This window comes from Variovorax sp. CCNWLW225 (assembly GCF_037204045.1).
GTDB lineage: Bacteria > Pseudomonadota > Gammaproteobacteria > Burkholderiales > Burkholderiaceae_C > Variovorax.
In genome coordinates this window covers 1-25,890 of sequence record NZ_JBBCBV010000027.1, presented here as the reverse complement: position 1 = coordinate 25,890, position 25,890 = coordinate 1, and the positions used below count along the sequence as shown (strand labels likewise).

The window sequence follows — 25,890 nt, the reverse complement described above, 5'->3', positions numbered from 1 at the left end:
AGTTCCCCATGACCATGCGTTTTGCCTTCAACGTGGTGTCGCTCGCTGCGCTCACCGTCGCACTGATTCCGGTCGCGCAGGCGCAAGGCGTCATCAAGATCGGTGAGATCAACAGCTACAAGGCGCAGCCTGCCTTCCTCGAGCCCTACAAGAAGGGGATGGAACTCGCCGTCGATGAAATCAATGCCGCGGGCGGCGTCAACGGCAAGAAGATCGAGCTGATCACGCGCGACGACAACGCCAACCCCGGCGACGCCGTGCGCGTGGCCGAAGAACTCGTCTCGCGCGAAAAGGTCGACATGCTCGCCGGCACCTTCCTGTCGAACACCGGCCTGGCCGTGACCGACTTTGCCAAGCAGAAGAAGTTCTTCTTCCTTGCCGGCGAACCGCTGACCGACAAGATCACCTGGCAGGGCGGCAACCAGTACACCTTCCGCCTGCGCCCCGGCACCTACATGCAGGCCGCCATGCTGGTGCCCGAGGCCGCCAAGCTCAAGAAGAAGCGCTGGGCCATCGTGTACCCCAACTACGAATACGGCCAGTCGGCCGTGGCAGCCTTCAAGCAGTTGCTCAAGGCTGCGCAGCCCGACGTGGAGTTCGTGGCCGAGCAGGCCACGCCCCTGGGCAAGGTCGACGCGGGCAGCGTGGCGCAGGCGCTGGCCGATGCCAAGCCCGACGCGATCTTCAACGTGCTGTTCGGCGCCGACCTTTCCAAGTTCGTGCGCGAAGGCAACACGCGCGGCCTGTTCAAGGACCGCGAGGTGGTGAGCGTGCTGACGGGCGAGCCCGAGTACCTCGATCCGCTGAAGGACGAAGCGCCCAACGGCTGGATCGTGACCGGCTATCCCTGGTACGGCATCACCACGCCGGAGCACAAGAAGTTCGAGCAGGCCTACCAGGCCAAGTTCAAGGACTATCCGCGCCTGGGCTCAGTGGTGGGCTACAGCATGATCAAGTCGGCCGCGGCGGGCATTGCCAAGGCCAAGAGCACCGACACCGAGAAGCTGGTGGCCGCCTTCAAGGGCCTGCAGGTCGATTCGCCGTTCGGCAAGATCACCTTCCGTCCCGAAGACCACCAGTCGACCATGGGCGCCTTCGTGGGCCGCACCAAGAACGAAAACGGCAAGGGTGTGATGGTGAACTACACCTACCTCGACGGCGCCGATGCCAAGTACCAGCCGACGCCGGCTGAAATCAAGAAAACCCGCGCGGCGGACTGAACGGGCAGCAAGGTGAACGGGTCATGAGTTTTTCAGGTTTCATCGTCCAGCTGCTCAACGGGCTTGCGAGCGCGTCGTCGCTCTTTCTCGTGGCAGCCGGCCTGTCGCTGATCTTCGGCGTCACGCGGATCGTGAATTTCGCGCATGGCTCGTTCTTCATGGTGGGCATCTACATCGCCTACACGCTGGTCGAGAAGCTCGGCGGCAGCCTGGGCTTCTGGCCCGCGCTGCTGCTGGCGGCGCTGGCTGTCGGCATTCTGGGCGCCGTGATCGAGGTGGTGCTGCTGCGCCGCATCTACAAGGCGCCCGAACTGTTCCAGCTGCTCGCCACTTTTGCGCTCGTCCTCGTCATCAAGGATGCGGTGCTCTGGCTCTGGGGCCCGGACGAACTGCTCGGGCCGCGCGCGCCGGGCCTGTCGGGCTCGGTCATGATCCTGGGGCGGCAGTTTCCGTCCTATGACCTGTTCCTCATCGTCGTCGGGCCGCTGGTGCTCGGCCTGGTGTGGATGCTGCTCACGCGCACACGCTTCGGCACGCTGGTGCGCGCCGCCACGCAAGACCGCGAGATGGTCAGCGCGCTGGGCGTCAACCAGGCGTGGCTGTTCACGGCGGTGTTCGCGCTCGGTGCATTGCTTGCGGGCCTTGGCGGTGCGCTGCAGCTGCCGCGCGAGCCGGCCACGCTCGAGATGGACCTGAACACCATCGGCGCGGCCTTCGTCGTCGTGGTCGTCGGCGGCATGGGATCGATTCCGGGCGCCTATGCGGCAGCGCTCTTGATCGCCGAGATCAAGGCCATCTGCATCTGGCTGGGCGTGGTCGATGTGTTCGGCATCAGCGTCTCGTTCTCCAAGCTCACGCTGGTGGTGGACTTTCTGGTGATGGCCGTGGTGCTGGTGTGGCGGCCGTGGGGCCTATTCGGCCGGCCGCAGGCGCCGAGCCGGTACGTCGGCATGCAGGAAGAACCGCTGCGCCGCGCCAGCAAGACGTACGTGGTGGCCGCGGCGGTGTTCGGCCTGGTGCTGGCGGCGGCACCGTTGCTCACCGCGGACTCGCCCTACACCACGGTGCTGATGATCGACCTGCTCATCGCCGCGCTGTTCGCGGCCAGCCTGCACTTCATCATGGGGCCGGCCGGCATGCATTCGTTCGGGCATGCGGCGTACTTCGGCCTGGGGGCGTACGGCGCGGCGCTGCTGGTGCGCGCAAGCGGCATGCCGATGGAGCTGGCGCTCGTGGTCGCGCCGCTGGTCGCAGCCATCGGCGCCTTCGTCTACGGCTGGTTCGCCGTGCGGCTGTCCGGCGTCTACCTTGCCATGCTCACGCTGGCCTTTGCGCAGATCACCTGGGCCATCACCTACCAGTGGGACACCTTCACCGGCGGCAGCAACGGGCTCACCGGCGTCTGGCCGGCCGAGTGGCTGTCGGACAAGCGCGTGTACTACTGGCTCACGCTGGCGCTGGTGTCGCTGGGCGTTCTGGGGCTGCGCCGCGTGCTGTTTTCACCGTTCGGCTATGCGCTGCGGGCGGGGCGCGATTCGGTGCTGCGCGCCGACGCAATCGGCATCGACGTCAAGCGCATGCAGTGGGTCGCCTTCGTGATCGCGGGCACCGCCGCGGGCCTGGCCGGCGCGCTCTACGCTTTCTCCAAGGGAAGCATCTCGCCGGAATCGCTGAGCGTCGGCAAGTCGGTCGATGGCCTGGTGATGGTGCTGCTCGGCGGCATCCAGACGCTGGCCGGGCCGGTGGTCGGTGCCGTCACCTTCACGTGGCTGCACGACACGGTCGCGCGCAACACCGACTATTGGCGCGCCATGCTCGGCGCCATCATCCTGCTGCTGGTGCTGCTGTTCCCGCAGGGCATTGCGGGCTTCGCCAAGCAGCTGTCCGGGCGCATCCGCACCCGCGGCGCACGCGAAACGGCCAAACTCGAGGAAGTGAAAGCATGAGCGCGAACGCTCCCCTGCTCAAGGTCGAGAACCTGGGCAAGTCCTTCGGCGGCGTCAAGGCGGTCGACGGCATCAGCTTCGATCTCGCGCCCGGCGAACTGCTCGCGCTGATCGGCCCCAACGGCGCCGGCAAGTCGACCACCTTCAACATGGTGAACGGCCAACTCAAGGCCGACCAGGGCTCGATACGCTTCGCCGGCGAGGAACTGATAGGCCGCAAGCCGCGCGCCATCTGGCGCATGGGCGTGGGCCGCACCTTCCAGATTGCCGAAACCTTCGCGTCGCTCACCGTGGTCGAGAACGTGCAGATGGCGCTGCTCTCGCACGACGGCAAGCTGTTCTCGATGTGGCGCCGCGCCGCCGACCACCGGCGCGACGAGGCCCTGGCGCTGCTCGAGCAGGTCGGCATGAAGGCGCAGGCCGATCGCCCCTGCAGCGAGCTCGCCTACGGCGACGTCAAGCGCGTCGAGCTCGCAATCGCCATGGCCAATGCGCCCAAGCTGCTGCTGATGGACGAGCCCACCGCCGGCATGGCGCCCAAGGAGCGCAATTCGCTGATGGCGCTGACCAAGCAGCTGGTCATCGACCGCGGCATGGCCGTGCTCTTTACCGAGCACAGCATGGACGTGGTCTTTGCGTACGCCGACCGCATGATCGTGCTGGCGCGCGGCCGCCTCATCGCGCAAGGCAAGCCGCTCGAGATCCGCGACCATCCGAAAGTGCAGGAGGTGTACTTCGGCAGCGGCAAGACCTTCGAGAAGATTGCAGAAAAAGCCGCCGAGGTGAACGCGGCGGTGGGAGCCGTTGCATGAGCGCCGCACGGCCGCCCGAAGGCGCTTGGCACCGCAGCCTGCTGGGCGGAGGTATTCAATGAGCACGCATGAAACACTGTTGAAGGCCAGCGCGCTGTGCGCCTGGTACGGCGCCGCACAGATCCTGTACGACGTCGATCTCGAAGTGCGCCGGGGCGAGGTCGTTGCGCTCATGGGGCGCAACGGCGCCGGCAAGTCGACCACGCTGAAGACGCTGATCGGCATGCTCCCCAAGCGCAAGGGGCACGTGAGCTTTCTGGGCCACGACATCTCGAAGAGCGAACCCCATCACGCGGCAAAGCTCGGCCTCGGCTTTGTGCCCGAAGACCGCCGCGTGTTCACCGACCTCACGGTGATGGAAAACCTCGAGGTCGGCAAGCAGGCGCCGCGCCGCTGGGCCGATGGCAGCGAGGCGCCGCTGTGGACCCCAGAGCGGCTGTTCAAGCTCTTTCCGAACCTGGGCGAAATGCCCAACCGTCCCGGCGGCCGCATGAGCGGCGGCGAGCAGCAGATGCTGACCGTGGCGCGCACGCTCATGGGCAACCCGTACCTGGTGCTGCTCGACGAGCCTTCGGAAGGCGTGGCACCGGTCATCGTCGAGCAGATGGCCAACATGATCCTGGAGCTCAAGGCGCAGGGCGTGAGCATCCTGCTGTCGGAGCAGAACATGCATTTTGCCGAACTGGTGTCCGACCGCGCCTATGTGCTCGAAAAGGGCCAGATCCGCTATCACGCCACCATGGCGGAGCTTGCGGCCAACGAGGAAGTGCGCCGCGCCTACCTGAGCGTCTAACCCTCGGGCTCCTTCGATTTTTTGTCATCAACCACCGGAGCACACACCATGCACGACACGCAGCGAAGATACCTTCTCAAGTCCACGGCTGCATTGAGCATGCTGGGTGCGGCCGGGGCGCTGTTCGCGGCGCCGAAGATCAAGCCGAACGACAAGTCCGCGCTGATCGTCATAGACGTGCAGAACTGCTTTGTCGACGGCGGCACGCTGCCTGTGAAGGGCGGCGCCGAGGTGGTGCCGGTGATCAACAAGCTGGCCGAGTCGTTCGAGAACATCGTCGTCACGCAAGACTGGCACACGCAGGGCCATGCGTCCTTCGCGAGCGCGCATGCGGGCCAGAAGCCGTTCAGCAGCATCAAGCTTTCTTACGGCACGCAAGTGCTCTGGCCCGACCACTGCGTGCAGGGCACCGACGACGCGGCCCTGCACAAGGACCTGAAGCTGCCGACCGCGCAGGTCATCATCCGCAAGGGCTTCCACAAGGGCGTGGACAGTTATTCGGCCTTCGAGGAGGCCGATCGCAAGACCGCCACGGGCCTGGGCGGCTATCTCAAGCAGCGCGGCATCAAGACGGTGTATGTGGCCGGCCTGGCCACCGACTTCTGCGTGGCCTGGACCGCGCTCGATGCGCGCAAGGCCGGCTTCGAGGTGTATGTGATCGAAGACGCCACGCGCGCCATCGACCTCAACGGCTCGCTCGCCGCGGCATGGAAGCAGATGACCGCCAAGGGCGTCAAGCGCATCCAGTCCGCCGACATCCAGACCGCCTGAACGCACGTGCCGCCATCGCGTTCATTCTTCCAACGGCAACAACAACCACAACAAACCGACGACGCATGAAGACTTCCATTTCGAGGCGCTCCCTCGTGGCGGGCGGCGCAGCCCTGGCAATCGGACCCGGGCTCCTGCGCCCGGCGCGCGCGGAAAACGGCGTCACCGACAGCATCATCCGCATCGGCCAGTCGGCCGTCTTCAGCGGTCCGGCCAAGGACTTCGGCATCGACTACCGCGCGGGCATCAAGCTCTACTTCGACCGTGTCAACAAGTCCGGCGGCATTAACGGACGCAAGCTCGAGCTGGTGACGTACGACGATGCCTATGACCCCGCGAAGACGGCCGTCAACACGGCCAAGCTGATCGACGAGGAAAAGGTGTTCGCTCTGGCGGGCTACGTGGCCACCGGCAACCTGGTGGCCGCAATGCCGCTGGCCGAGAAGGCCGGCGTTCCCATGTTTGCGCCGCTGGTGGGCACCAGCTCGTTCCGCGCCAAGGTCAACCGCCTGCTGTTCCACGTGCGCGCGGGCTACGACCTGGAGCTGCGCAAGATCATCAGCCATCTCTCGACCATCAGCCTCTCGTCGATTGCGGTGGTCTACCAGGACAGCGCCTTCGGCAAGTCGAACCTTGCCACCTGCGAGCAGCTTGCGGCCGACTACAAGGTGCAGGTCGTGAAGACGCTGCCGCTTGCCATCACCGCCGAAGACGCCAAGCAGGTGGTCGCCGGCCTGGCCGAGGCCAAGCCCGGCGCGGTGCTGATGATCATGGCGGGGCGCATGGTCGAGGTCTTCATACGCGACTACCGCGCGAGCGGCGGGGCTGCGCCGCTCTACACGCTGTCGGTGGGCATTACCGATGCGGCAGGTTCCGCCAAGCGGCTCGAGGGCAAGCTGGCCGGGCTGGTCACGGCCAGCATCGTGCCGCCGCCGGAAGCCGTGCGTGTGCCCATCGTGGCCGACTACCAGCGCGACCGCGCGGAGTTCGGCGAGAAGATCGACAGCTACACCACGCTCGAAGGCTACATCGCTTCGCGCGTGATGGTCGAGGGCCTGCGCCGCGGCGGCAAGACACTCACGCGCGACAGCTTCATCGCGGGGATGGAGAGCATCGGCAGCACGCGCTTCGGCGATTTCCCGGTCGAATACAGCGCGAGGAACCACAACGGCTCGACGTTCGTCGACCTGGAGATGTACACCCGTGACGGCCACTTGCGGCGCTGAGCCGCTGAAGCTGCAGGTCAACGGACAGGCCTGTTCGATTGCGGGCGTGCCGCGCGAGGCCACGCTGCTGCACCTGCTGCGCAACGACCTGGGCCTGAATGGGCCCAAGTACGGCTGCGGCCTGGGCCAGTGCGGCGCCTGCACGGTGCATGTGGACGGTGTGGCCGCACGGGCCTGCGTGATTCCCGCGCATGGCGTGGCGGGCCGTGCTGTCACCACGCTCGAGGGGCTGGGCACGCGTGGCCATTGGCACCCCGTGCAGGCCGCATTCGAAGACGCGCAGGCCGCGCAGTGCGGCTATTGCCTGAACGGCATGGTGATGCAGGCCGCGGCGCTGCTTGCGCGCGACCCGCATGCGAGCGAGGCGCGCATTCGCAGCGAACTGTCGGGCAACCTGTGCCGCTGCGGAACGCATATTGAAATTCTGGATGCGGTGCAGCGCGCTGCGCTGCGCATGCAAGAGGCGATCCGTCCATGAACGCCTCGTCTTATCCCCTCTCCCTCTGGGAGAGGGGGCAATGCGGGGAGCAAAGACCATGACACGGCGCGCCGACCTGCCCCGGACACGCGCGGAGTTTCTCGCCGCCACCGGCGTGCTGCTGGTAGTGCGCGAAACCCCACCCGCGCCCCCACCCGCCAAGGGCCAGCCCACAGCCGTAGCGGGAAACCCCATCGAAGGCGACGAGATCCTGCTCGCGGTATGGGACGACGGCAGCGCCTCGGCGCTCAACGGCCACGTCGACCTGGGCACCGGCATACAGACCGCGCTCGCGCAGATCGTGGCGGAAGAACTCGACCTGGGCATGCCCTGCGTGCGCATGATGCTCGGCGACACCGCGCGCGCGCCCAACCAGGGCGCGACCATCGCAAGCGCCTCGATCCAGATCCATTCGCAGCCGCTGCGCCTGGCTGCCGCGCAGGCGCGCGCATGGCTGCTGGCGCGCGCCGCCGAGCGCCTTGGCACGGCCGCCGACGCACTGCAGATTCGCAATGGCATGGTGCGCGTGATCGAAGAGACCGACCGCCGGGTGACCTATGCCGACCTGTTGGCAGGGCAGCGTACCGTGCTACGGCTCGACCCCGGTGCGCAGCCCAAGAACCCGGCCGACTACCGCGTCGTCGGCACGCGCCAGCCGCGCGTGGACATTCCCGCCAAGCTCGCGGGCGAAAGCATCTTCGTGCACGACATGCGCGTGCCGGGCATGCTGCATGGCCGCGTGGTGCGTCCGCCGTACGCCGGCGCGGACCACGGCGACTTCATCGGCAACACGCTCGAGTCGGTCGACGAATCGTCCATTGCGCACATACCGGGCATTCGCGCGGTGGTCGTGATCCGCGATTTCGTCGGCATCGTGGCCGAGCGCGAAGAGCACGCGGAGCAGGCACTGCGCGAACTGCGCGTGGCGTGGAAGCCGTGGCCCGGCATGCCGGACCTCTCCAACCTGGCGCAGGCCTTGCGCGACAACCCGTCGACGCAGCGCCTGCTGGTGGACGAAGGCGACGTCGATGGCGCACTTGCCGCCGCCGCGCAGCCGATGCACCGCACCTATGTGTGGCCGTACCAGATGCATGCGTCCATCGGCCCTTCGTGCGCGCTGGCCGACTGGCAACCGCGGGATGGCAGCGGCACGCAGCTTCGCGTATGGGCCGGTTCGCAGAACCCGCATGTGCTGCGCGCCGATCTCGCCAGGCTCATGGGCGTCGACGACGTGCAGGTCGACGTGGTTCGCATGGAAGCCGCGGGCTGCTATGGCCGCAACGGTGCCGACGACGTGGCCGCCGATGCGGCGCTGCTCGCGCGTGCAGTGGGCGCCCCCGTGCGCGTGCAGCTCACGCGCGAACAGGAGCATGCCTGGGAGCCCAAGGGCGCCGCGCAGCTCATGGAAGTGGATGGCGGCCTGATGGCCGACGGCCGCATCGCCGCCTACGACTTCGAGACCTCGTATCCATCGAACGGCGCACCCACGCTCGCGCTGCTGCTCACGCGCACCATCGAGCCGGTGGCGCAAGCCTTCGAAATGGGCGACCGAACGGCACGCCCGCCCTACGGCTACGACAACCTGCGCGTGAAGGTCAACGACATGGCACCGATCGTGCGGGCCTCGTGGCTGCGCGGCGTGTCGGCGCTGCCGAGTTCGTTCGCGCACGAGTCGTACATCGACGAGCTCGCCACCGCGGCGGGCGTCGACCCGGTGCAGTTCCGCCTGCGCCACCTGAACGATCCGCGCGCCGTCGAGCTGGTGCAGGCCACCGCGCAGAAGGCCGGCTGGCGCATGCGCACCGGCCCGCAGGAAAACGCCGACGGCGGGCTCGGCGCGGGGGGTGACATTCTCTTTGGTCAGGGCTTTGCCTACGCACGCTACATCCACAGCAAGTGGCCCGGCTTCGGCGCCGCATGGGCTGCATGGGTGGCCGATGTCGAGGTCAATCGCAAGACCGGCGAAGTGCATGTGCGCCGCGTGGTGGTGGGGCACGACGCGGGGCTGATGATCAACCCCGCGGGCGTCGAGCACCAGGTGCATGGCAATGTGATCCAGACCACCAGCCGCGCATTGAAGGAAGAGGTGCAGTTCGCACCGCCGCAGCAAGGCGAAGGCTCTAACGGTGGCTCGCAGCTGCCGGGCGTGTTGCCCACCGGCGTGGTCGCAAGCCGCGAGTGGGGCAGCTACCCGATCATCAACTTCCGCGAAGTGCCGGTGATCGAGATCATGCACATGCCGCGGCCCGGCGAGCCTTCTCTGGGTGCGGGCGAATCGTCTTCGGTGCCGGGGACTGCGGCGATCGCGAATGCGATTTTCGATGCGACGGGGGTGAGGTTTCGCGAGCCGCCGTTCACGCCGGAGAAGGTGCTGGCCGAACTGAACCGGGTTTTGCTCCCTCCCCTTTCGGGGGAGGGCGGGGGTGGGGGCGAGCGGCGCTCGAAGGGTGACGCTGCCGTGCCCCCATCCCAACCTTCCCCCGGGAGGGGAAGGAGCAAGACAGATGCAGCCTGGCCCCAACGCAAGGGCCTCTTCGCCACCGGCGCGGCCCTCTTCATCGGCGGCATCGGCCTCATCGCCGGCCTGCTCGGCTGGCGCTCCGCCATCGCCCCCGTTTCGCTCAGCGCCCCGGTCTACAGCGAAGCCACCATCGAACGCGGCCGCGTGCTCGCCGCCCTCGGCGATTGCGCCGTGTGCCACACCGCACCGGGCGGCGTGCCCAACGCAGGTGGCCGCGCAATGGAAACGCCGTTCGGCACGCTCTACACCACCAACCTCACGCCCGATGCCGACACAGGCCTGGGCCGTTGGTCGTTCAGCGCCTTCCAGCGCGCGATGCGCGAAGGCGTCTCTCGCGACGGCCACCACCTGTACCCGGCCTTTCCGTACACGGCATTCGCCAAGACGAGCGACGACGACCTGCAGGCGCTCTACGCGTACTTCATGTCCATGCCGGCCGTGCGCGCCGAAACGCCGAAGGCCGAGTTGAAGTTCCCGTTCAGCATGCGGCCGTTGATGGCCGGCTGGAACGCGCTCTTTCATGACCCGGCGCCGCTGCAGCCGGTGGCCACGCAAAGCGCGGAGTGGAACCGCGGCGCCTACCTGGTCAACGGCCTGGGCCACTGCGGCGCCTGCCACACGCCGCGCAACGCACTCGGTGCGGAGCAGGGCGGCAGTGCATTCCTCTCGGGCGCAATGATCGACGGCTGGGAAGCGCCCGCGCTCACCGGCCTTTCAAAATCGGCCGTGCCGTGGGACGCCGACGAGCTCTATCGTTACTTGCGCCAGGGCCACACGCAGCGCCACGGCATCGCGGGCGGCCCCATGGCGGAGGTGGTGCGCGAACTGGCGCAGGTGCCCGATGCCGACGTGCGCGCCATGGCCACCTACCTTGCGTCGTTCAACCCGGAGCCCGTGGCGCAACCGCAAGCCGCGGCGCAACGGGTTGTTGACACCGCGGCGCGCGCGCAGGGTCAGTTGCTCGGCCCCGCGCAGCGCATGTTCGACAGCGCCTGCGCGTCGTGCCACCACGATGGCGACGGCCCGACGCTGCTCGGCGTGAACACGCCGCTTGCGCTGAACAGCAACCTCACGAGCACGCGGCCCGACAACCTGCTGCGCACCATTCTCGATGGCGTGCGCGAACCCGCGAGCCGCGACATCGGCTTCATGCCGGCGTTTCGCGACGCGCTCGACGACCGTCAGATTGCCGAACTTGCCGGCTACATGCGCGCACGCTTCGCACCGCAGGAGCCGGCGTGGACCGACCTGCAGGCGCAGGTGGCGCGCGTGCGGGCCGCATCGGGGCGATGACGCCGCCGGACGCGGACCAGGCGCCTTCCTCACCGCGCCGATGCCGCCTCGGCAATCAGCTTTGCCACCGCATCGGGATGCGACGTCATCACGACATGCGACGCACCCTTGACCACGACGGTCTTCACTGACTTCGCGCGCTCGGCCATGAAGGCCAAGGCCGCGGGCGGAATGTTCTTGTCGCCGCTGCCGTAGACAGACCACGAGGGCACCGACTTCCACGCCGGTGCCTCGGAAGAAGGCTCGTTCAGTGCCGCCTCGGCAATGGGGCGTTGCCCCACGGCCATCAGGCGCGCTTTGCCAACGGGCACGTCGGCCGCGAACTGCGCGGGAAACTTGTCCTGCTGGATGTACAGGTCCTTGCCGCCGTCGGGCAGCGGCACCGGCGGTGCGAGCGTCGGGCCGAGCGTGCTGCCCGGAAATTTTCCGGTGAGGCCGAGCGCCGTCTCGCCCGCATCAGGCGCGAACGCCGCGACGAAGACCAGCGCCTTCACATTGGTCTTTCCGCTGGCGGCCGCCGAGATGACCGATCCGCCATACGAATGGCCGACGAGAACGACGGACCCTTTGATCGAATCGACCACGCTCGCGACGGCCGCTGCATCGAACTTGGGGCCACGCAGCGGGTTCGCAGCGGCAATTACCGGGTAGTGCCGCGCCTGCAGGCCGCGCACTACGCCGTCCCAACTGGACGAATCGGCGAACGCCCCATGCACGAGCACCACCGTGGGCTTTGCCTGCTGCCGCGCGCTCGCGGCCGGCTGCGCAAGGGACTGAAGTGGCACGAGTACGGCCAGGCCTGCTGCGCCGGCGATCAGGGCCATGCCGATGCGGCGGGAGAACTTTGTCATGACGATCTTTTCCTTGTTCGACGTTGAATAAAAGGTCGGCTGGATAGCCGGCCGCGTCGAGTCTAGGAGCGCATGCAGCCCGGCAGGCGTTCTCTGTATGCCTGTGTGTCTACGGAGGGATTTGCGACATTACCTTGCGAACGAGTGGCGCATCACTCCTCGCCCGGTTGCGGCGGTTTGAAATTTATTGTTGGCAAAACCGGCGTGGATACAGAGGCATACGAAAGCCACTCGCACCGCGACCTCAGCGCTGAACAATCGCTTTCATCAGTTGGGAGATGCGCATCGATCCGGCTGACAAACCCTCTTCCAGATTGCCATCACCTACCCCTGAAAGGAATTTCAAATGACCGCTTCGCTCCAGCTGCCCCGCCGCTCTTTTCTTGCCAAGGCCGCGTTCGGCATGGCCGCCGTGCAGCTGACTTCGATGGTGCCCGCTTTCGCCCAGTCCACGGCCGCGGGCAGCGCCAGGCGGCTCGAGCCACTCAAGAGCATCGAAGCCGGCAGCCTCAACATCGGCTACTACGAAGCCGGGCCGGCCAGCGGAGCGCCGGTAATCCTGCTGCACGGCTGGCCCTACGACATCCACATGTTCGTGGACGTTGCACCGCAGCTTGCCGCCGCGGGCTTCCGCGTGATCGTGCCGTATCTGCGCGGCTACGGCACCACGCGCTTTCTCTCGGCGGACACACCGCGCAACGGGCAGCAATCGGTCGTCGCCGTCGACATCATTGCGCTGATGGACGCCCTGAAGATCAAGACCGCCACGGTGGCCGGCTGCGACTGGGGCGCGCGCACGGCGTGCATCATGGCCGCGCTGTGGCCGGAGCGCGTGAAGGCGCTGGTGTCGGTGAGCGGCTATCTCATCGGCAGCCAGGCGGCCGGCAAGAACCCGCTGCCGCCCGAGGCCGAGCTGCAGTGGTGGTACCAGTACTACTTTGCAACCGAGCGTGGCCGCGCGGGCTACGAGAAGAACCGCCACGACTTCGCCAAGCTCATCTGGCAGCTTGCATCGCCGAAGTGGAACTTCGATGCGGCCACGTTCGAGCGCAGCGCCGTGGCGTTCGAGAACCCCGACCACGTGGCGATCACCGTCCACAACTACCGCTGGCGCCTTGGCCTGGCCGATGGCGAGGCCAAGTACCAAGCGCTCGAGGACCGGCTGGCCAAGGCACCGGTGATCGGCGTGCCGACAATCACACTCGAAGGCGATGCCAACGGCGCGCCGCATCCGCAGCCGAGCGCCTATGCGAGCAAGTTCTCGGGCCGCTACGAGCATCGGCTGGTCAGCGGCGGCATCGGCCACAACCTGCCGCAGGAAGCGCCCGAAGCCTTTGCCAAGGCCGTGATCGACGTGGCGCGCCGGTGAAGGAGCGGACCCCATGTGGAGCATCGACCACGCATACATCGACGGCGCCTTCGTGCCCGTGCAGGGCAGCGAGCGGCTGGAGATCGCCAACCCGGCAACCGAGCAAACCATCGGCAGGGTGACGCTCGCCAACCGCGAGGATGCGAAGCGCGCGATTGCCGCCGCGAACCGCGCGCAGCCGGCGCTTGCGGCCAGCACCAAGGCGCAGCGCATCGAGATGCTCAGGCAGCTCGAAGCCGCCGTGCTGGCGCGCACGGATCAGATCCGCGATGCCACCATCGAGGAGTACGGCGGCCCGCTCGCCCGTGCGCAGTGGGTGAGCAACTACGCGTCGCAGTGCTTTGCCACCACGGCGCAGGCGCTGCGCGACTACGCCTTCGAGCGCCGCCTGGGCGAGGCCACCGTGGTGATGGAGCCGGTCGGCGTTGCCGGCCTCATCGCACCCTGGAACGCCGCCGCCGGAAGCATCTGCAGCAAGCTGGCTTCGGCCGTTGCCGCGGGCTGCGCCTCGGTCATCAAGCCCAGCGAGCTGGGGCCGTTGCAGGCACAGGTCGTCACCGAGGCGTTGCACGACGCGGGCTTGGCGGCTGGCGTATTCAACGTGCTGCTCGGGCGCGGCAGCGACGTGGGCGACGAGATTTCCACCAGCCCGGACATCGCGAAAATCTCATTCACCGGTTCCACGCAGACCGGAAAGCTGATTGCGCGCGCGGGGGTAGACACCATGAAGCGCGTGAGCCTCGCGCTTTCGGGCAAATCGGCCACCGTAGTGCTCGACGACGCCGACCTGGCGGCGGTGCTGCCCATGGCGCTGAATGCCGCTTTCATGAACAACGGGCAGGCTTGCGTGGCCGGCACCCGTCTGCTGGTTCCGCACGAGCACATGGCCGAGGCCATCGAACACTTGCAGGCAGCCGTGGCCGCCATGCGCGTGGGCGACCCGCGCGACCCTGCCACGGCCATCGGGCCGCTCGCGAGCAAGGCGCAGTTCGAGCGCGTGCAGCATTTCATTCGCCGCGGGCTCGCGCAGGGCGCAATGCTCGTGGCCGGCGGCGAAGGCCGTCCGAACGGTATTGGCAAAGGCTGGTTCGTGCAGCCCACCGTGTTTGCCGGTGTGCACAACCACATGGACATCGCGCGCCAGGAGATCTTCGGCCCGGTGCTCTCGGTGATCGGCTATGGCGACGACGACGAAGCCATTGCCATCGCGAACGACTCCGCATACGGCTTGCAGGCGTACGTGTTCTCGTCGCAGCCGGAGCGCGCTCTGCGCGTGGCTTCGCAACTGCGCGCCGGCACCGTGCTGGTCAACCGCATCGTCCCCGAGTTGAGCGCACCGTTCGGCGGCGTCAAGCAGTCGGGCATCGGCAGGGAGTTTGGCGTCTTTGGCATGGAGGCCTTCCTGGAGCCCAAGACCATTGCCGCCGCAAACAAGCTTGCTTGAAAAAATGAAAGGACGATGAAAGCAATGGGGCAGTTTCATCGCCTTCCGCACGACCGCCTTCGTGGTCTTCGTCTGTGCCAGCCGGCTGGTAATCGAAGGCAGGAATAGCTGGCAGCCGCGCTCCGATCAACTTGAGCAGATGAGGGTGGCCACGTCGAATCTTGCGCGGGCCATGTCGCAGCAGGCAGACGACGCGATCAAGAAGGCCGACACGGTGCTGGTTGGCGTGGTCGAGCGCTCGTGACCCCCGGCTCACTTTCTAGAGACAATAAACCCGCTCGAAACCGACCATGAGGGGATCAAGATGTCAGCCGACGATTGGTGGAAATGCGGAATCGTCTATCAGGTCTATCCGCGTTCGTTCCAGGACAGCAACGGCGATGGCGTCGGAGACTTGGGGGGAATTCGCGCCCGGCTGGATCATCTGGTCTCGCTCGGCGTGGATGCGGTCTGGATCTCGCCGATCTATCCCTCGCCGATGGCTGACTTCGGGTACGACATCTCCGATTTTTGCGACGTCGATCCGCGCTTCGGGACGCTGGACGGCTTCGATGCGCTGGTGCAGGAGGCGCACGCGAGGGGGCTCAAGATCATCCTGGACTTCGTGCCCAACCACACGTCGGACCGTCATCCGTGGTTCGTGCAGAGCCGCAGCGCGCGCAGCGATGCGCGACGCGACTGGTACATCTGGCGCGACCCGGCACCGGACGGCGGGCCGCCCAACAACTGGCTCAGCAATTTTGGCGGGCCGGCCTGGGCTTTCGATCCGGCCACCGGCCAGTATTACGCCCATTCGTTCCTGAAGGAGCAGCCCGACCTCAATTGGCGCAACCCCGAAGTGCGAGCCGCGATGTATGAGGTGCTGCGCTTCTGGCTTCGGCGCGGCGTCGATGGATTCCGCGTCGACGTGCTCTCTCAAATCATCAAGGACGCGGAGTTCCGCGACAACCCGCCGAATCCGGACTTCGTGGAGGGCCAAGACCCGTTCTTTCGCTGGTTGATGCTCTACAACACGGACCTGCCGGAGGTGCAGCCCATCGTGGCCGAGATGCGCCGGGTGGTCGACGCGTTCAGCGACACACGCTCGTCGCGCGTGCTGATTGGCGAGCTCTACCTGCCGCTCACGCGGCTGGTCGCCTACTACGGACTCAACGCCGAAGGTGTGCTCGAAGGCGTGCAGCTGCCCTTCAACTTTCAGCTGATTGCGACCGAGTGGCAGGCGGCGCGCATCGACCGCTTCGTGCGCGACTACGAAGCCGCCCTGCCCGCGGGTGCCCAGCCGAACTGGGTGCTGGGCAACCACGACAGATCCCGCATTGCGAGCCGCGTCGGGCCACAGATGGCGCGCCTCGCGGCCATGCTGCTGCTCACGCTGCGCGGCACGCCAACGCTCTACTACGGCGACGAGATCGGCATGACGGACGTTCCCATTCCCGCCGATGAAGTGCAGGACCCGTTCGAGAAGAACAAGCCCGGCATGGGCCTGGGCCGCGACCCGGAGCGAACACCCATGCAGTGGAGCGCCGAAGAGCACGCGGGCTTCACGACCGGTGCGCCGTGGCTGCGCCTGGCGTCCGATTGGCCCACGAACAATGTGGAAGCGCAATCACGCGACGCAGGGTCGATGCTGACGCTCTACCGCCGCCTTATTGCGTTGCGCCGCAGGCAGCCTGCGCTGAACCGGGGCAACTATGAAGCGCTTGACACCGAGGGCGAGGTGCTCGCCTATGCGCGCAACGGCGAAGGGCAGCGGCTGGTGGTGCTGCTCAACTTCGGCGCCAGCCCGGCGCCGATCTCGCCGGCGTTGACGCCGCGCCAGCCGATCGTGCTGGCATCGACCGATGCTGCGCGCGCCGAGTTCATCCAGGGGCCTCTGGTGCTGGCGCCTTGCGAAGGCGTCGTTATCGGCACCGCGAGCGACAAGGGCCCCGACGACACGATGGGCAATCAAGGCTTGCCGGTCTATATCTCGACGTAGCTGCGCGCGTGCCAACGCACGCGCACGGGCCACTTCGCGTCGGCGATGGTTTCCGAATTCACGTCCTTGCCGCTGCCGTAGTTGACCTGCCGGTCGGCGCGCCTGTTGAGGCCAATCAGCAGCACGATGCGGCTGCCTGCCGCCAGCCTGCACGCCGTCACGCGTTCGGCGGTGAACGCAAGCAGCTGACGTTCGCCAGCCCGCAGAAGCCTGCGGCGCACGCGATTGGCGGCGTAGCTGGCGCGGAAGTCGTAGGGATCGAACAGCAGCCGGTATTCGCCGCTTGCCGTCTGCTCGTACACCGAGACGTTGAAGTCCACGTCCTGGCGCGAGGGCGTGATGTCGAACACGCCGCGCAGGCTACCGACGATCTCGGTGTCCTCCAGGAGCGGATCACTGGCAAAGCTGATGCGGTTGCGCGTCGGCAGTTGGTTTGCGCGCAGCGCGTCCGGCCACGGGATGCGCACGTCACGCCGATCGGCCAGATCGACCGAAAGCCGCGCGTTGCCACCGCCTTCGGACGCCGTCGGCAACAGGCGGCGCGGTTCCTCGCGCTCGCGGGTGTCGAGGTAAAGGCGTAGCGGGGTGCGCTTCGGCGCTTCCAGCGCCGGCACATGGCGCCACTGGTCCGCGCCCATCACCTGGTAGTTGATGCGGTCCATCAGCAGAGACGGCTTGTTCGCGCCCTTCAGGATGTGGTCGAACCATTGCAAGCGCAGCTCGGGCAGGTCGACGCGTGCGACGGGGTCCAGCGTGTAGCCGCGCAGCGTCGGCGCCGTGCCGAGCCGAATCGAGGCCGCGTCGTAGGGGCCGAGCAGCAGCGTCGTGTCGGCCTGCGGCCGGTTGCGAAGATGCTCTTGGTGAAAGTAGAGCGCGCCGGCGTCGGCGCCGTAGTAGCCGGCAAAGCTGAGCACCGGAATGTCGATGCGCGCAAACTGCTGCGCCGACGGCAGGAACTTCTGCCAGTAGCGGTCGTGGCTGGGGTGCGTCAGCCAGGTGCGGATCAGCCTGCTGCGCTTGCCGATCAGGACGCGGTCGATGTCCCAGTAAGGGCGATTGCCTCGATACCACCGCGCGTCGAGTGCCTGCCATGTCGCGTCCGGGTTGGCGTCTGGGCCGGCCCGCAGCGGCTCGGCATTCGCATGCTCCTGTGCCCAGCGGACCATGGCGTTGCGAAAGATTTGCCCGGCCTTCGGAAAGTCGATGCCCGGCGCCATCGGCGCGATGGTGGCGATGGCCTTGAGGGCGGCCGGTCTCAAGCGGGCGGCGGCCCAGGCGGCGTAGCCGGAGTAGCCGTCGCCGAGCATGCACACGCGGCCGTCGCTCCACGCCTGCTGGGCAATCCAGTCGATGACGGCGGCGGCGTCTTCGCCGTCGCGGATGAACGGCCACACGGCGCCCGTGCCGTCGGGCATGCGTCCGCGCACGTACGCCGTGACGCCGACGTAGCCTTTGACGGCGCTGCGATGGGCGTCGTCCTCGGCGGGGTCGAGCGTGAAGCGCAGCAGCGTCGGCAGAGCATCGCTCGTGCGGCCGGGCCGAACCAGGCTCGCGAAGATGACACCGCCGCGCACCGGAATCCTGAGGTCGGTCTCCGCCACATAGCGGGCGCGGTTTTCCGCCGCGAACAATTCGGGCAGCAGCGCAGCGAAGCTGCGGCGCGACTGGTACGAATGCCAGGTTCGCACGAGCGCCAGCGCATCGGCCTGCGGGAGGCTGCCTTTCGCGCGCCACAGATCGAAAGCTTGGCGTAGCGGCTCTCTGTACACGGCCGCCGGGATTTCGAGCCGCGCCATGATGGCCTGGGCTTGCGCGTTGTCGAGCGGCGACACCAGTTCCTGGAACGCGCGCGCGAAGGCTTCGGCAAAGCCGAGGCGCGCCTCCGCTTCGAGTGCGCGCGCACGCGCATAGATACCGTCGAGGATCGCACGCTGGACCAGGTCGTCGAACGGCTTGCCTTTGCGGCGGCTGCGAAGTGACGCGCTGCTGTCGGAGGCTGCACGATAGGCGCCGCTGACGATCTGCAGGGCGGCCAGGTTGGCCAGAAAGACGTCGGTGTCCGCCTCCTGGTACACAGGCAGGATGCGCTGGGCCAGATCGCGCATCAGGTCCGCCGCGGTGGCATCCTCAGGATCGCGCGGTGGCCGGAAGCCGAAATCCGCCGCCCAGGCCCACGCGGGCAGCACAGGAATCAGCCGCATGAGGGCGCGACGCGCACGACTGAAGGTCGACTCGGGGCGTCTCATGGTCGCTGCTCCTCGGGCACGGCGTTGGGTGCCTTGACCAGATGCACCACCTGCGTGAACAGCCGGTCGTGCGCTTGTCCGGCCGAGCCTATGTGGACAACGCCCGTGTGCGCGAGCTTGCCCAGAACATCGATGATGAGTGCGAGCGTGTCGTCGTCGAACGCGCCGAAGGCTTCGTCCATCACCAGCCAGGGCGGTGCCTGCAGCGCCACCCGGGCGAAGCCCAGGCGCAACTGCTCGTCCATGCTGAGCTCGCGCTCCCAGCGAGCTGTCTTGTTCAGCAAGGGTTCCAGGCGCTGGAGGCCCACACTCGCCAGTGCGGCCACCATGGCTTCTCTGGGGTAGCTTGCCGGTTCCATCGCATACGACAGCACCTCGGCCAGCGTGCCGCGGGGAATGTAGGGCGTGCCGCGCGGCATGTAGTGGATCGCCTCGCCGGCGGGCCGGCGTACGGTGCCGGAGCCCCAGGGCCAAAGGCCCGCGAGCGCCCGGAACAGCAAGGTCTTCTCGGTGCCCGGTGTGCCGAGGATCAAGACGCGTTGGCCGCGGTGCACAACGAGCTCCTGGGCGTCCAGCCGGTCGTGGCCGCTCCAGGAGCGAACCTCGAGCGATTCGATCGCGAGCGCCTCGGCTTCGCCCTCCTCATAGGCGATGCGGCTGCCGCCTGCCTGTGCCTCCAGATCGGACGCCAGCATCCGGCGCAGGTCGGCGACTCGCAGCAGCGTGGCGCGCCAGTCGGCAATGATGCTGAAGTTGTCGACAAACCAGCGCAGCGACGACTGAGCCTGTGTGAAGGCCGCGGCGGCCATCATCAGGCCGCCGAACGAAACTTTCCCTGAGAAGTAGAGGGGTGCGGCCACCAGCGTCGGCGCGATGATGGTGACCCAGCCGAAGCCTGCGGTGACCCAGGTCAGGTTGGTCAGCCCGAGCACCACGCGAGAGGTAGCGCGCAAGACGTCGCCGAAATGCATGGCGACGCGGCGCTTCTCGTCGGCCTCGCCGCCCGCCAGGGAGATGCCGTCGAGATGCTCGTTGATGCGCGTCAGCGAAAAGCGCAGTTCGCCTTCACGCGCGTAGCGCTCGGCGTTGCGCGCGATCAGGCCGTTGCCGACCCAGTAAGTGACCAGCGACCCGGCGATCGCATAAGCGATGGCCGCCCACAGCATGAAGCCCGGCAGCACGTGGTCCCTGCCATCGAAAAAGAGACTGAAGTCCTTGGAGAGGACCCACAGCACACTCGCAAAGCTGCCGAACAGCACCGCTGCCTGCAACAGACCTACGCCGAGGGCGACCGACAGATCGCACAGCTTCAGCGTGTCGTCGTGCATGCGCTGGTCGGGGTGGGCCCCCATCGGTCCGCTGGCCTGGAGCCAGAACGCACGGCGGGGCTGCAGCCACAGCCCTACCAGGTCCTTGACCACGGCCTCGCGCAGCTTCAGTTGCAAGGTTTCGCCCAGCCATCTCTGCGCGACATTCAAGACCAGCAGCACACCCGCAATGATCGCGAAGACGCCGACCTGCACCACGAATTCGTTCAGGTCGCGACGCGAGATTGCATCGTAGAACGGCTTGTTCCAGCTGTTGAGCTCGATCTGCCCATACGCCGTGAGCGCGACGACCACGACGATCGCGGCCATCAGCGCGACAAGCGTCCTCGCGACCGGGGACACGCGCAAGGCGCCGAGCAGCTCGCTGACCTGGCGGAAGAAGCCGGTCCTTGCGGCTGGCTCGACGCGGTTCTCCGGCCTCGCGCTCATTGCCTACTGCGACGCCTCGCAGGCAGCGGCCGCGATGCGGCGCGTTGAGACGCACGAAATGAACGCGGCGTGGCTCCATGCCAGTTGCTTCGCAGAGGTCTGCGCGCCGCTGCGCTGGTCGAACTGTTCCGACAGATCGCCGCCCGCGGGCGTGTACGCGCGCACGGTGGCGAGGTAGGCGTCACCGCGCCCCATCCACTCGTTCCAATGGCGTGCATCGCCGCCCATCGCCGCCGCGGCGCGGAAACAGAACTCGGCGGCGCCGAGGGTCGAGAAGTAGTACGCGCCGCCCGAGTAGTACACGTCGCCGCCGTAGCGACCCATTGCCGCACCGCGGCCTGCGCCCCGGCCATGGTTGATCGGATAGGCCGCATCGAACAGCGCGTCCAGGCGCGCCAGCGTGTCCTGCATGCGCGGATCGGACGGTCCGTGCGCGTCCCCGGTGCCGGAGCTGTGGATCGCCGACAGGATCACCGCGATGTCCAGCGCCTTCGGACCGGGCCGCCCATCCACCAGCGCACGTGAGCGGTAGTAGCCGTGTGCCGCGCCGTCCCGTTCATCGACCCAGTAGTCGTCGAGCAGCCGCAGCACGGCCTGCGACTCTTCCCGGCAGCGCTGCGCCTTCGCGGTGTCGCCCGAGCCCTCCAGCCATGCCGCGCCTTCGGCCAACGCGGCCCCTGCAACTCGCAGTGTGTAGTAGTGGTGGCCGAGTTCCTCCTCCCAGATGTCGTATGACGGCTCGCGCCAATAACGCAGCGTGAAGTCGAGATCGAAGCGGATCAGCTTGGAAACCTCCGCCAGCAGCAGCGCGTCGAGGTGCCCGCCGGCTGCCCAGCGCAGCAGGGCCAGCGCGCGCAGCGGGGCGCCGTCATGCTGGGGGCGATTCCATCGGCAGGCGTCGAGCGTGCCGTCGGGGTTCACCCGTGTCTCGGCGGTCACCAGGTCGCCGAAAGCTTTCGCAAGGTCATGGTCCTCGCGCAGGTACTGCAGGAGCTCGGGGGCCACGCACGCGCTGCGGTCCTCCACCGCGGCAGCCGCGCGGCCGTCGAGCCGGTTCAAGTCGAGGCTGAAGCGAGTGAAGTCGCGCAGGTGCTGCAGGGCTTCATCGCCGACGCGCCCTTCGGCGTAGAGCAGGCGCAGTGCATCGATGACGACCGCGGAATCGCGGAACCAATGAAAGAAGTAGTCGGGGTCGGGGTTGTAGTCGGCGAGGACGGGCGAGGCGACGATGGCGCCGGCAAGCGGGCGTATGGTCTGGCCGAAGCCCGGGCGATGCTTGACGATCGACACCGGCGAGATGCTGGTCAGCATCGCCGCCGCTGAATGGCGCAGCTGTGTTTCGAGCCAGGACTCGAAAGCCGGGTCTTGCAGGCTCGACGCGCTGGACTTCATGCTTCCGGTGGCACGAGATGCGGGCTGCTGAAGTCCAGGCGCCGCAGCCCGGCCTGCACTTCAGGCACGCTCATGAACAGTTTCCACAAAAGGCCCGTGCGATGGTTCTCCATCATCACGACGATCGGCCCCTGGTCGATCGCAAGATAGGTGTCTGCGAACCATCCTCGCTGCTCGCAGAACGCATCGACGAAGCCGTAGTCTCTCCACACCCGCTCGCCATGCGCGGTGAGGAAATGCCGCAGCACCCGCATGACCTCGGCCGGCGCGTACGGCAGGCTGGCCAGTGCGGCCGTCGGCGAGATGGTGCCGTTGTCGTTGTTCGGATCGTGCGCAAGGTAGCCGTCGGGGTCGTCGCTCGCGGTCAGTCCCCAACACGATTCGCCGTAGCCCGCATAGCCCCGAGGATTGGCGACACAATGGGCGCGGTTGATCTGCACGTGGCGGCTGTTCAGATCCCAGTAGTCGGCATAGCGATCCTTCAGGCCGCGTGGATCGAGGCCACAGAACGAGTAGTGCGCAAAGAACAGCGGGCCGGCGTTAGGCGGGCCCAGCGGCAGTTCGATGCCGTGATACGAGTGGCCGTTGAGGAAGTCGGGGCCGGAGGCATAGCCGCGGTGGTAGACCTTCGGATCGATCGCATGGCGTGGCGCGGCCGCCGCCAGAAAGTAGGTGATGAGGCACTCGTTCCAGCCGTGCACCTGATGGTTCATGGCCCAGCCGTGGTTCGGGCTCCAGTGCCAATACAGCACATCCTGTCCGCCTTGGGTAAACCAGTTCCATTCGACCTCGTGCCACAGCGTGTCGATGTCGTCGCGCAACCGGCGCGCCATGGCCGTGTCCTCGCTGAAATACTGGCGCGCACACAGCAGGCCCATGCAAAGGAACGAGGTTTCGACCAGGTCGCCCGCGTCGTCCTTGGGGCTCATCGGGATCGTGGCGCCACTCGCCCCGTCCATGAAGTGCGGGAAGGCGCCGTGGTAGCGCTTGGCGCGCAAGAGCGCGTCCCGCATGCGCCCCAGGCGCTCCAGCGCTGCGTCCCGCGCGACCCAGCCGCGCTCCACCGCGACGATCAAGGCCATGATGCCGAAGCCGGTGCCGCCGATCGCGACCCTTTCGTCCGCCAAGTCTTCGCCCGTGGCGCCGACGAGCGTGCGGCGGTCGAGCGCCAAGCCACTGGCGGCATCCGCACCGTCCCAGAAATAGCGGAAGGTCTGCCTCTGCACGGCGTCGATCAAGGCTTCATCGGGCAGGGCTGCCAGTGCCCTCGGGTTCCTGTCATCCTTCAGCACGAACGGCTCCTTTCGTTGTTCGTCTCGGTAACACGTTTGGTTTCACCGAATTGTCGGCAGCGCAACGCGGCCGAGCACTCTCCGCCCGCAGCATGCCATCATTAAGGCCCCTGGGTTCTATTCGAAATCCCTGATGAGCCGCATCGACACCCTCATGGCCCGGATGACGCTAGCCGAAAAGCTGGGTCAACTGACGATGACTGCCTCCAGCTACACGGTCACCGGGCCGGTGCTCGCTGGAGACTCCACGCAGTCCATCATCGACGGCACCGTCGGCAATCTGCTGAACATGGTCGGCGCCGGTCCCACGCACGAGATGCAGCGGCTGGCCGTCGAGAAGTCACGGCTTGGCATTCCACTGCTGATCGGCCTGGACATCATTCATGGCCATCGCACGCTCTTCCCGATTCCGCTTGCCGAGGCCGGCACCTTCGACGAAGACCTCTGGGAGCGAACGGCGCGCGAGGCCGCGCGCGAAGGCGCTGCCGACGGCCTGGCGATGACTTTCGCGCCGATGCTCGACGTATCGCGCGATCCACGCTGGGGCCGGACCGCGGAAGGACCCGGCGAAGACCCCTGGCTGAACGCACGCATCGCACAGGCGAAGGTGCGCGGCTTCCAGGGGGCCGACCTGTCATCGGCCGAATCGCTGGCCGCTTGCGCCAAGCATTTCGTCGCGTACGGCGCAGTCAACGCGGGGCGGGAGTACGCCGCCGTGGACATCTCGGAGCGCACCTTGCGCGAGGTGCATCTGCCGGGCTTCGCAGCAGCGGTGCGCGCCGGCGTTGCGACGCTGATGCCCGCCTTCACCGATCTCAACGGCGTGCCGATGACGGCGCACATCCCCTTGCTGCGCGACTGGCTGCGCGGAGAGATGGGCTGGGACGGCGTCATCGTCAGCGACTACAACGCGATCGCGGAATTGATCAAGCACGGCGTCGCGGCCGATCTCGTCGATGCCGCGGTGCTGGCGCTGAAGGCCGGCGTCGACATGGACATGATGGCCGACGCGTATCGCAAGGGCCTGCCGATCGCGCTCGAGCAGGGACGGGTGACCATCGAAGAGATCGACGCGAGTGTGCGCCGCGTGTTGCGGCTCAAGGAGCAGCTCGGCCTGTTCGACGACCCCTACCGCCGCGGCGCGACACCGGAGCCTGCGGCGGTTGTCGCCGAGCGGCACACGCTGTCGCGAGACGCTGGCCGCAAGGCCATCGTCATGCTGAAGAACGAGCGGGACACCCTCCCCTTGCCTGCTGCGCCGAAGGCACTGTGCGTCATCGGTCCGCTGGCCGACGCAAGCACCGAGATGAAAGGCCCGTGGTGGGGTGCCGGCGAACACGAGCCGGCCGTCAGCGTGCTTGCCGGCTTGCGGGCCGCGCTTCCGCACACCGACATTCGCCATGCACCCGGCGTCGCCATCGAAGATGGTGACGACAGCGGCATCGAAGCTGCCATTGCGCTCTGCGACGGCGCCGACGCCATCCTGCTGTGCCTGGGCGAGCGTGCCACGATGAGCGGCGAGGCGGCGAGCCGCGCCACGCCCGCGCTTCCCGGCCTGCAACAGGCCCTGGCCGAAGCGGTAACGGCACGCGCACACGCGCTCGGCATCCCCGTCATCGCGATCTTGTTCTCGGGCCGCCCGCTGGTCGTCCCCTGGCTGGCCCAGCACGCCGATGCGCTCCTGGCTGCGTGGTTCATCGGCATCGAAGCCGGCCATGCGATCGCCGATGTGGTCACGGGCCGGCTGTCGCCTGGCGGTCGCACGCCGATGAGCTGGCCGCGCGCCGTCGGGCAGGTGCCTATCTACTTCGGCCAACGTCCCACCGGCCGTCCAATCAACCCTGCCGACTACTTCACGAGCAAGTACCAGGACGTCGAAAACACACCGCTGTATGCCTTCGGCCACGGCTTGACCTACGGCCGGTTTATCTACGAAGAGCTTCAGGCCGAGCCGCGCCGCGTGTGCGAGCAGGACACGCTGAAGATCAGCGTCAAACTGCGCAACGTTGGTGCGCGCGAGGCTGAAGAAACAGTCTTCCTGTTCATTCGTGGCAAGCGAAGCCGTGTCACGCGGCCGTTGCTGGAACTCAAGGGCTACGCGAAGCTGCGATTGATGCCTGGCGTTGCCGGCTCGGTGAACCTGGAACTGCCGGCGGCCGAGTTGCGCTACCTCGGGCCGGACCTGCAGCCTTTGTTCGAGGCAGGCGAGGTGGAGATCTTTGTCGGGCCGAGTGCTGAGGAATCAGGGTTGCTGCGCCAAGTCATCGAGTTGCACTGAAGCACTGCGGATTTCATATGACGCTTCCTAGCGGCGAATCCATACGTGCCTTTTCATGTGGATCGGACGCTCGACGTCCGGCTTTTTTTGCCGACTGTAACCTCAGAGTTCGACACAAGAAATGCCTGCTGCAGCAGCGCGCACGAGAAGTCCGCGCCGCACCAGCATGTTTTATGATCCCCCCGCGTGCAAGACGCGCCCGGGCCCGCGGGAAGGGTTGAAC

General features: G+C 67.1%; 17 protein-coding genes. 12 read left to right on the top strand and 5 right to left on the bottom strand.

Going from position 1 to position 25,890, the window contains the following annotated elements:
• Nucleotides 1-14: 14 nt before the first annotated feature.
• The 8 genes from V9L20_RS25590 (at nt 15) to V9L20_RS25555 (ending at nt 11,060) form a co-directional block, all read left to right on the top strand.
• Complete coding sequence (locus V9L20_RS25590; protein ID WP_443098628.1) at nt 15-1,220, top strand: ABC transporter substrate-binding protein; 1,206 nt, start codon at nt 15-17, stop codon at nt 1,218-1,220.
• 23 nt (nt 1,221-1,243) lie between these two features.
• Nucleotides 1,244-3,166, top strand: coding sequence for an ABC transporter permease (locus V9L20_RS25585; protein WP_337298692.1), 1,923 nt, complete (start codon nt 1,244-1,246; stop codon nt 3,164-3,166).
• Nucleotides 3,163-3,978, top strand: coding sequence for an ABC transporter ATP-binding protein (locus tag V9L20_RS25580; protein ID WP_337298691.1), 816 nt, complete (start codon nt 3,163-3,165; stop codon nt 3,976-3,978). Before V9L20_RS25585 ends, V9L20_RS25580 begins: the two co-directional genes overlap by 4 nt.
• 58 nt (nt 3,979-4,036) lie before the next feature.
• Nucleotides 4,037-4,771: an ABC transporter ATP-binding protein gene (locus V9L20_RS25575; RefSeq protein ID WP_337298690.1), complete on the top strand. Its 735-nt coding sequence runs from the start codon at nt 4,037-4,039 to the stop codon at nt 4,769-4,771.
• A 48-nt stretch (nt 4,772-4,819) separates the two neighbouring features.
• Nucleotides 4,820-5,542, top strand: a complete 723-nt coding sequence (pncA, locus tag V9L20_RS25570) for a bifunctional nicotinamidase/pyrazinamidase (protein ID WP_258503351.1) — start codon at nt 4,820-4,822, stop codon at nt 5,540-5,542.
• Between the two features lie 65 nt (nt 5,543-5,607).
• Nucleotides 5,608-6,768 carry an ABC transporter substrate-binding protein gene (locus V9L20_RS25565; RefSeq protein WP_337298689.1) on the top strand — a complete coding sequence of 387 codons (1,161 nt, stop codon included), beginning with the start codon at nt 5,608-5,610 and terminating at the stop codon, nt 6,766-6,768.
• The gene (locus tag V9L20_RS25560; RefSeq protein WP_337298688.1) at nt 6,746-7,246 is read left to right on the top strand and encodes a (2Fe-2S)-binding protein; all 501 of its coding nucleotides are present in this window, start codon (nt 6,746-6,748) and stop codon (nt 7,244-7,246) included. The genes V9L20_RS25565 and V9L20_RS25560 overlap by 23 nt, the downstream gene beginning before the upstream one ends.
• A gap of 58 nt (nt 7,247-7,304) precedes the next feature.
• The gene (locus tag V9L20_RS25555; protein ID WP_337298687.1) at nt 7,305-11,060 is read left to right on the top strand and encodes a molybdopterin cofactor-binding domain-containing protein; all 3,756 of its coding nucleotides are present in this window, start codon (nt 7,305-7,307) and stop codon (nt 11,058-11,060) included.
• Between the two features lie 29 nt (nt 11,061-11,089).
• Here the strand turns inward: V9L20_RS25555 and V9L20_RS25550 are convergent, their stop codons facing one another.
• Entirely contained in the window at nt 11,090-11,911 is an 822-nt protein-coding gene (locus V9L20_RS25550) for an alpha/beta fold hydrolase (protein WP_337298686.1), read from the bottom strand.
• A 346-nt stretch (nt 11,912-12,257) separates the two neighbouring features.
• On the opposite strand from V9L20_RS25550, the gene V9L20_RS25545 reads away from it, so the two are divergent.
• The 3 genes from V9L20_RS25545 to V9L20_RS25535 all read left to right on the top strand — a co-directional run bounded on the left by V9L20_RS25545 (nt 12,258) and on the right by V9L20_RS25535 (nt 16,702).
• On the top strand, nt 12,258-13,280 hold the full coding sequence (locus V9L20_RS25545) for an alpha/beta fold hydrolase (RefSeq protein ID WP_337298685.1): 1,023 nt from the start codon (nt 12,258-12,260) through the stop codon (nt 13,278-13,280).
• A 13-nt stretch (nt 13,281-13,293) separates the two neighbouring features.
• Nucleotides 13,294-14,724, top strand: coding sequence for an aldehyde dehydrogenase family protein (locus V9L20_RS25540; RefSeq protein ID WP_337298684.1), 1,431 nt, complete (start codon nt 13,294-13,296; stop codon nt 14,722-14,724).
• Between the two features lie 304 nt (nt 14,725-15,028).
• On the top strand, nt 15,029-16,702 hold the full coding sequence (locus V9L20_RS25535) for an alpha-amylase family glycosyl hydrolase (RefSeq protein ID WP_337298683.1): 1,674 nt from the start codon (nt 15,029-15,031) through the stop codon (nt 16,700-16,702).
• Here the strand turns inward: V9L20_RS25535 and V9L20_RS25530 are convergent.
• Genes V9L20_RS25530 through V9L20_RS25515 form a run of 4 tightly spaced genes read right to left on the bottom strand, consistent with a single transcriptional unit; the run spans nt 16,687 to nt 23,389 of the window.
• A complete protein-coding gene (locus V9L20_RS25530; RefSeq protein ID WP_337298682.1) occupies nt 16,687-18,948 on the bottom strand; it encodes a CocE/NonD family hydrolase in 2,262 nt (753 codons plus the stop codon). The two genes, V9L20_RS25535 and V9L20_RS25530, sit on opposite strands and share 16 nt — an antisense overlap.
• Nucleotides 18,945-20,705, bottom strand: coding sequence for an ABC transporter ATP-binding protein/permease (locus V9L20_RS25525; protein ID WP_337298681.1), 1,761 nt, complete (start codon nt 20,703-20,705; stop codon nt 18,945-18,947). Before V9L20_RS25525 ends, V9L20_RS25530 begins: the two co-directional genes overlap by 4 nt.
• 3 nt (nt 20,706-20,708) lie before the next feature.
• Nucleotides 20,709-22,097, bottom strand: a complete 1,389-nt coding sequence (locus tag V9L20_RS25520; RefSeq protein WP_337298680.1) for a glycoside hydrolase family 15 protein — start codon at nt 22,095-22,097, stop codon at nt 20,709-20,711.
• Nucleotides 22,094-23,389, bottom strand: coding sequence for a glucoamylase family protein (locus tag V9L20_RS25515; protein ID WP_337298679.1), 1,296 nt, complete (start codon nt 23,387-23,389; stop codon nt 22,094-22,096). Before V9L20_RS25515 ends, V9L20_RS25520 begins: the two co-directional genes overlap by 4 nt.
• 133 nt (nt 23,390-23,522) lie before the next feature.
• Here V9L20_RS25515 and V9L20_RS25510 point away from each other — a divergent pair, with 133 nt between their 5' ends.
• Nucleotides 23,523-25,667 (top strand): glycoside hydrolase family 3 N-terminal domain-containing protein, encoded by a 2,145-nt coding sequence (locus V9L20_RS25510; RefSeq protein WP_337298678.1) that lies wholly within the window; start codon nt 23,523-23,525, stop codon nt 25,665-25,667.
• The last annotated feature ends 223 nt before the right edge of the window (nt 25,668-25,890 follow it).